Here is a 6,378-nt window from a genome sequence, read left to right as displayed (position 1 = left end):
GCGACCATAGCGAGTTGGACCCACCTGATCCCATCCCGAACTCAGAAGTGAAACGATTTAGCGCCGATGGTAGTGTGGGGTTTCCCCATGTGAGAGTAGGACATCGCCAAGCTTTTAATTAAGAAGCCCTGATCGGTAACGGTCAGGGCTTTTTATATGGGAAAAATTTGTCACAGGATCGTCATTTCGTCTCCGTATAGTGGCGGCTCAATATTAACGAGGTATGCATCAATGACTGCTGCACTGACACTGAGTGGTAAACGCGGTGTGATCTTGGGCGTTGCGAACTCGCACTCAATTGCTTTTGGTTGTGCTAAGGCACTGGCTGATCTTGGCGCTGAGTTATGTATTACTTATGTAAACGAGAAGTCAAAACCGTTTGTTGAACCGCTGCTTCCGGAGCTGAATGCACAGCTTTGTTTGCCCTGTGACGTCTCGGTGCCTGGTGCTATTGAGGCACTATTTGCGCAATTAGAAGCAGAGTGGGGCAGCCTTGATTTTGTTATCCATTCCATTGCATGGTCTCCATTAACCGAGTTGCAAGGGCGCCTTGTGGATACATCCGCAGAAGGTTTTTCGCAAGCTATAGATATCTCATGCCACTCTTTCATTCGTGTTGCTAGCGCAGCAGAGAAGCTGATGGAGGCGAATGGTGGCACATTAATCACAATGAGCTACTACGGCTCAGAAAAGGTGGTTGATCACTACGCAATGATGGGGCCGATAAAAGCAGCCTTGGAGAGTTCTGTTCGTTATTTGGCGGCTGAACTAGGTGAGAAGAATATTCGAGTTCATACGGTTTCGCCAGGGCCGATGCCGACGCGAGCAGCATCGGGCATCAGCCACTTTGATGAGCTTATGGATGATGCTGTGCGTCGTTCGCCTTTACACCGTTTAGGTACCCCGGATGATGTTGGCAAGCTGGTTGCGTTTCTTGTTAGTGATTGGGCAACAGGCCATACCGGCAGCCAGATGTTTGTCGATGCTGGCCACCATATTATGGCGTAAGGCTAACCGAGCCAGCTAAACCACTCTGGGTAAGCTTGATAGAGCAAGCGTGCCGACATAATCGTTGATACGCAAACAATCAACGGCTTAACCAGAGTGGTTCCTTTAGCAACTACCAATCCTGAACCGAGCCTTCCGCCTAAAAACTGGCCCACTGCCATCGTTAAGCCAATCCCCCACGCTACGTGCCCTCCCAGCGCAAAAAATAGCAATGCGGCGATATTAGAGGTGAAGTTAAGTAGCTTCGTATGTGCAGTCGCTTTTGCCATGCCAAAGCCTGCCAATGAAACAAAAGCGATAGCAAAGAACGAGCCGGTGCCTGGACCAAAGAATCCATCATAAAAGCCAATAGCGGTGCCAAAGATAAGGGCAAATGCGGCTTCACCGATGCGGCGCTGGCTATCTTCATCTTTAACACGTTTAGAGAAAAGAAAGTAGAGAGCAAAACCTGTTAGGAGCAACGGTAATAATTGGCTGAGCGCTGTTGCGTCAATTTGCTGTACTAGCAGAGTACCTGTCGCACTGCCAACAAAAGTACAGATAACGGCAAGGCGCATATCGTGTAAATTGATCAGTTTTTGCTTGATAAAAAAGCGTGTCGCTGAGAACGAACCAAAGCAGCTTTGTAACTTGTTTGTGCCAAGCGCCATGGCAGGAGACATACCGGTTGCTAGTAAAGCTGGAAGAGTAATAAGGCCCCCACCGCCTGCGATTGAATCAACGGTTCCACCAATAAAGCCGACAAGTAGCAATAAACTAAGGGTGAGTAGATCAAGTTCCAGCATGAGGGTACTTTTGTCCTGTTTGCGCAGTACTCGTTATAGATCGTTAGTCAGATTAGGTGGTACAGAAATTACCTACAAAATAACTAGCTGATAAAACAATTAAGTTATTACCATGACGTTATAGGCGGGTATGAAAAGGAAGATTAACAGCAGAGCGCCATTTTTAGAATGGTGCCCAGAGGCGGAATCGAACCACCGACACGGGGATTTTCAATCCCCTGCTCTACCGACTGAGCTATCTGGGCTTCAAGATGGCGCATATTCAATCAAAAACCTGTTCGTAGATCAAGAGTGAATTTACTTTTTATTTTAAATTCATATAAATAAAACCGATACTGAGACTAAATTATTAGCAGTTCCTGACGTTATATTAAAAAGCGGTTCATATTTTGATATCAGTTCTTCTACCTGATGGAAACAGTCGTTACTATCTTACAAAAGTTAAAGGATGCCTAACTTGTTCTCATTCAAGCGCGGAAAAAAGCGACAGTCTGGATTAGTTTCTATCCACGTTAGTGAATCGGGTGTTGCGATTGCCTCTTCACATGGAGCCAATGCCTCAAAGCTTGCCTTTGCTGAGCTGTTTTCCGGAACCCCCGATATTGCCGCGCCTTCCATTACCGCTTCACTCGATAAGGCTAACCTAACAGGAATGCGCTGTTCGCTTGTGCTGTCCGGTGGCGAATACCAGCTATTGCTAGTCGAAGCGCCGGAAGTACCCGCCAATGAGATGAAGGAAGCACTACTGTGGCGTGTTAAAGACCTCATTCAATATCCAACGGATGATGCGGTATTAGACTACTTTGAGTTGCCTGAAGATGCGTTTCGTGGCCGCGGTCAGATGCTTTATGTTGTAGTCGCGCAGCGCAGCATGGTAGAGAAGCGTATTGCTTGGGTGGAATCTTTAGGCCTAACCCCTGCGTATGTTGATATACCTGAAATGGCATTGCTGAATCTCGTTGAGGAGGTTTGTGACAATGAGGCAGGTACAGCGGTGCTTTATCTCGATGATAAAAGCAGTTTTCTGAATATTTTATCAGGTAGCTCCCTTTATCTGACGCGTGCGTTGGCATCTGGTAGCCCTGCCGCGCTAGAGAGTACTGTACTGGATCTGCAACGCTCGATGGATTACTTCGAGAGTCAGATTGGTAAGCCCCCATGTGTGCGCATCTTGCTGCTGCCACTTCAGGTTGGTGAGACGGCGCTAATGAGGGAGCTGAGAGAAAACCTTGGGGCCGATGTTCAGTCGTTTGATCTTGCGGATAGTATCGCGTCTGAAATCTCATTAACCATTGAGCTGCAGCAACACTGTTTACTCGCTATAGCGGGAGCGTTGCGGGTTGAGACGAGGAGCAAAGGATGAAGCAGAGAGTCAACCTGCTGCCACCGCGACCTAAGGTGGTAAAACAGCAGTTTACGTTCAAGCAGATGCTCTCTTTTGCTGCTGTTATCTTGGTTGCGTCTGGCGCGATGGCAGCTTGGCTGCATTTTGAAACGGCGACCAAAGATAACGAGCTGCGCGTCTACGCCGATACCGAGCGTAAGCAGAGCGAGACATTAAACCGTTTGGAGTCTTTGCTCGCAGAGCAAGTGCCAGATCCTGTTTTAGTCGCCCGCCGTGATCGTCTTACAGGGATGTTGACTCAGCAGGCGAAGCTGGCTGACCTCCTAGAGCAGGTTGAGGTGGCACAGCGCTCAGGTTTCTCTCGTGATATGCGGATGTTATCGGAGCAGGTGCCGAACAAACTTTGGTTTACTGAATTCTCCATCACAGGCCCAGGGCAAGCGCTTATCCTAGAGGGGGTCGCTCAAAACGCCGATCTCGTGCCGTTGTTGGTGAAGTCTCTTAGCACTGCCGAGCATTTTGGCGCGCTCTACTTTAGTAGTTTAGAGACCACACGCGACGATGATGGCCTTTATACTTTCACGATTGCTGGGCAACGCGTAGGAGGCGAGCGTGATTAATCAGATGGCAGAGCGCTTTAACGGCTTGAGTACCCGTGAGCGCGTGCTGGTATTTGTCTCTGTGCTCGTGATACTTGCGTTGCTCTTATTCGTTGTCTTGATTGAACCGGTCATGAAGCGGTCGGCGCAAATCGATAACCAGTTAGCGGCGCAGCAGCGAGCGAGCAACGCTCGGCAGGTACAAATTTCAGCGCTTAGCCGCATGCTGAAAGAAGACCCTTCGATTGAAGTGCGTGCGCAGATCGAGGGGTTAGTTGGGCAGCAGACCGAGCTGCAAGAGATTATCCGTGAACGCTCTCAATATTTGGTAGCGCCGTCGGAGGTCGCGCCACTTATCGAGCAGGTTTTAGAGCGTGAGAGCGGCGTTAAATTACTCAAGTTCAGCTCATTACCCGTACAGCAACTTCAACTGACCAGCGCCGCGGACATAGACACACCTGCGGCGGAGGAGAGTGCACAAGGGGAGGCGCTTGATATTGCACCCGTTTACATGCACGGTTTTGAGGTCACGCTAGAGGGCGACTATAACGGGGTATATGCGTATCTGTTGCAGCTAGAGTCGTTGCCACAAGCGTTCTTTTGGGAGCAAATGAGCTACCAAGTGGCTGAACACCCCAGCGCGCTAGTAACGCTGCGTATCTATACATTAAGTATCAGCGAGGCATGGATCGGTGGTTAAGTATGTTTGCTCGGCGCTATTGTTGATGGCGACGTCGCTGAGTGCGGCGCAGCTCAATGACCCTACTCAGCCGCAACTGCCAGCAGCGCTATTGAGCGAGGCAGAGGCTCACGATCAGTTTACAGTTTCATCCATTATTCTTCGCAAGCGTGCCCGTCTGGCCATTATCAACGAGCAACCCGTTCGTGAGGGTGAACACGTCGATGGCGCTTATGTAGCACGCATAGAAGCGACCCGCGTTCGGCTTGTAGTCGCTGGTGAAGCTCGTTGGGTAACCACCCTAGCTGAGCCATCTGTAAAAACGAAGCGGTAGATAGGACAAGGTTTGTTTATGAATAAGATGCGAAAGCTCTCGATCTTGACACTGGCAACGATGGTTTCGGGCTGCCAGCTTGTAGGGCACGTTACTAAGGAGCCACCTAAGCAAGCTTCGGAAGTGATACTCGCGCAAGCGATTGAGACCGCGGCACCAACGGCACAAGCTTTACCTGCACCACAGCCTTTGCCTCCGCTTGATTTAGGCCAATTAGCGCAAGCGACAGAAGAGCGTTTTGATGTGGCGGCAAACCAGCTCTCTGCTCGAGCCTTTTTTATGGGACTTGTTGAGGGCACGCCGTACAACATGATCGTCCATGAAGCGATTGGTGGAGATATTTCACTGCAGTTAAAGGATGTGACCGTACCTGAGGTGATGCAAGCGGTGCGCGATGTGTATGGCTATGAGTTCAAGCGCAGCGGCAACCTTTACCAAGTGGTACCGGCCAAGCTTGAGACCAAGATCTATCAACTCAACTACCTTGATGTCTTGCGGGAGGGTAAATCCCAGATCTCAGTCAGCGCTGGTGCTGTGACCACCGCAGGGTCAAGTAACAGTGGTTCGGAAGATAGCAGTTCAAACAGCAGCTCGGATAACGACAGCACCGAAGCGGTTGTCGGCTCTGCTATTAGCACGCGCACCGAGGCAAACTTCTGGGGTGGGTTGCAGCAAACGCTAGCCGCCATCGTTGGTAGTGAGCAAGGGCAACAGGTCGTGGTGACGCCGCAGGCAGGTGTTGTGGTGGTGCGTGGTATGCCGAGCGATCAACAACTGGTCGAGGAATATCTCGCGCGTTCGGAGCTGATTCTGCGCCGTCAGGTGGTGATCGAGGCGAAAATTCTTGAGGTCCGCCTGAATAACGGTTTCCAAGCTGGTATCGATTGGACCGCAATTGGCAACGATGGCAAGAATGTTGTCGTGGGAGGCATTGCCGGTACTCAGCTAAATAACCCAGATAACATTGGTGGTGTGTTCTCAGCATCACTCAACTTAAATGACTTTACGGCACTGATCGAGCTGCTCGGCACTCAGGGTGATGTGCAAGTGCTTTCTAGCCCGCGCGTCTCAACGTTGAATAACCAAAAAGCGGTTATCAAAGTGGGTTCAGATGAGTTCTTCGTGACCGAGATTGAAAACACCACGACAACAGGGGATACCACCACAACGTCACCGAGCGTTGAGCTGACGCCGTTCTTCTCGGGTATCGCATTGGATGTCACGCCACAAATTAGTGAAGATGACGATATCGTGCTGCATATTCACCCTTCGGTGAGTGAGGTGAAAGATCAGCAGAAGCTGATCAAAGTTGGCGACGACTCATTTGATATTCCGTTGGCGCTGAGCACCATTCGTGAGTCCGATAGTGTAGTACGGGCACGTAATGGCCAAGTCATTGTGATTGGTGGCTTGATGACATCTGGCAGCTCCGACACGCAGGCGAAGACGCCATTGCTGGGTGATATTCCGGGATTAGGTACGCTGTTCCAGCAACGCCGCCAAAACTCGAGTAAAAGTGAGCTAGTGATCTTGCTGAAGCCGGTTGTGACAGGGTCACAAGAGTGGAAAAGTGAGCTGGAACGCTCGCTACAAAGCTTTCAATCACTAAAACCACGTTAGTGGAGCAC

7 protein-coding genes, 1 tRNA gene and 1 rRNA gene are annotated in these 6,378 nt (G+C 50.2%); 7 read left to right on the top strand and 2 right to left on the bottom strand.

The window, feature by feature from the left end; translation table 11 throughout:
• Positions 1–112, top strand: a 5S ribosomal RNA gene (gene rrf / locus E4L36_RS16800); the annotation flags it as partial.
• A gap of 119 nt (positions 113–231) precedes the next feature.
• The gene (gene fabI, locus E4L36_RS16795; RefSeq protein WP_136681547.1) at positions 232–1,008 is read left to right on the top strand and encodes an enoyl-ACP reductase FabI; all 777 of its coding nucleotides are present in this window, start codon (positions 232–234) and stop codon (positions 1,006–1,008) included.
• Between the two features lie 2 nt (positions 1,009–1,010).
• Here fabI and E4L36_RS16790 read toward each other — a convergent pair whose 3' ends face one another.
• Positions 1,011–1,793, bottom strand: a complete 783-nt coding sequence (locus tag E4L36_RS16790; RefSeq protein WP_206064607.1) for a TSUP family transporter — start codon at positions 1,791–1,793, stop codon at positions 1,011–1,013.
• A gap of 169 nt (positions 1,794–1,962) precedes the next feature.
• Positions 1,963–2,038: transfer RNA gene (locus E4L36_RS16785), tRNA-Phe, on the bottom strand.
• A 203-nt stretch (positions 2,039–2,241) separates the two neighbouring features.
• Between E4L36_RS16785 and E4L36_RS16780 the strand changes: the two genes are divergently transcribed.
• From E4L36_RS16780 to mshL, 5 genes are read left to right on the top strand one after another with little or no spacing between them, the layout of a single operon-like run.
• Complete coding sequence (locus E4L36_RS16780) at positions 2,242–3,156, top strand: hypothetical protein (RefSeq protein WP_136681546.1); 915 nt, start codon at positions 2,242–2,244, stop codon at positions 3,154–3,156.
• A complete protein-coding gene (locus tag E4L36_RS16775) occupies positions 3,153–3,758 on the top strand; it encodes a PilN domain-containing protein (protein ID WP_136681545.1) in 606 nt (201 codons plus the stop codon). The genes E4L36_RS16780 and E4L36_RS16775 overlap by 4 nt, the downstream gene beginning before the upstream one ends.
• Positions 3,751–4,437: a type II secretion system protein GspM gene (gene gspM / locus E4L36_RS16770; protein ID WP_136681544.1), complete on the top strand. Its 687-nt coding sequence runs from the start codon at positions 3,751–3,753 to the stop codon at positions 4,435–4,437. Before E4L36_RS16775 ends, gspM begins: the two co-directional genes overlap by 8 nt.
• Positions 4,438–4,462: 25 nt before the next feature.
• Positions 4,463–4,750 (top strand): hypothetical protein, encoded by a 288-nt coding sequence (locus tag E4L36_RS16765; protein ID WP_136681543.1) that lies wholly within the window; start codon positions 4,463–4,465, stop codon positions 4,748–4,750.
• A gap of 18 nt (positions 4,751–4,768) precedes the next feature.
• Positions 4,769–6,370 carry a pilus (MSHA type) biogenesis protein MshL gene (mshL, locus tag E4L36_RS16760; protein ID WP_240657004.1) on the top strand — a complete coding sequence of 534 codons (1,602 nt, stop codon included), beginning with the start codon at positions 4,769–4,771 and terminating at the stop codon, positions 6,368–6,370.
• The last annotated feature ends 8 nt before the right edge of the window (positions 6,371–6,378 follow it).

This window comes from Neptunomonas sp. XY-337 (genome assembly GCF_004959845.1).
GTDB lineage: Bacteria > Pseudomonadota > Gammaproteobacteria > Pseudomonadales > Balneatricaceae > Neptunomonas > Neptunomonas marina.
This window is presented reverse-complemented; position numbering and strand designations above follow the sequence as displayed.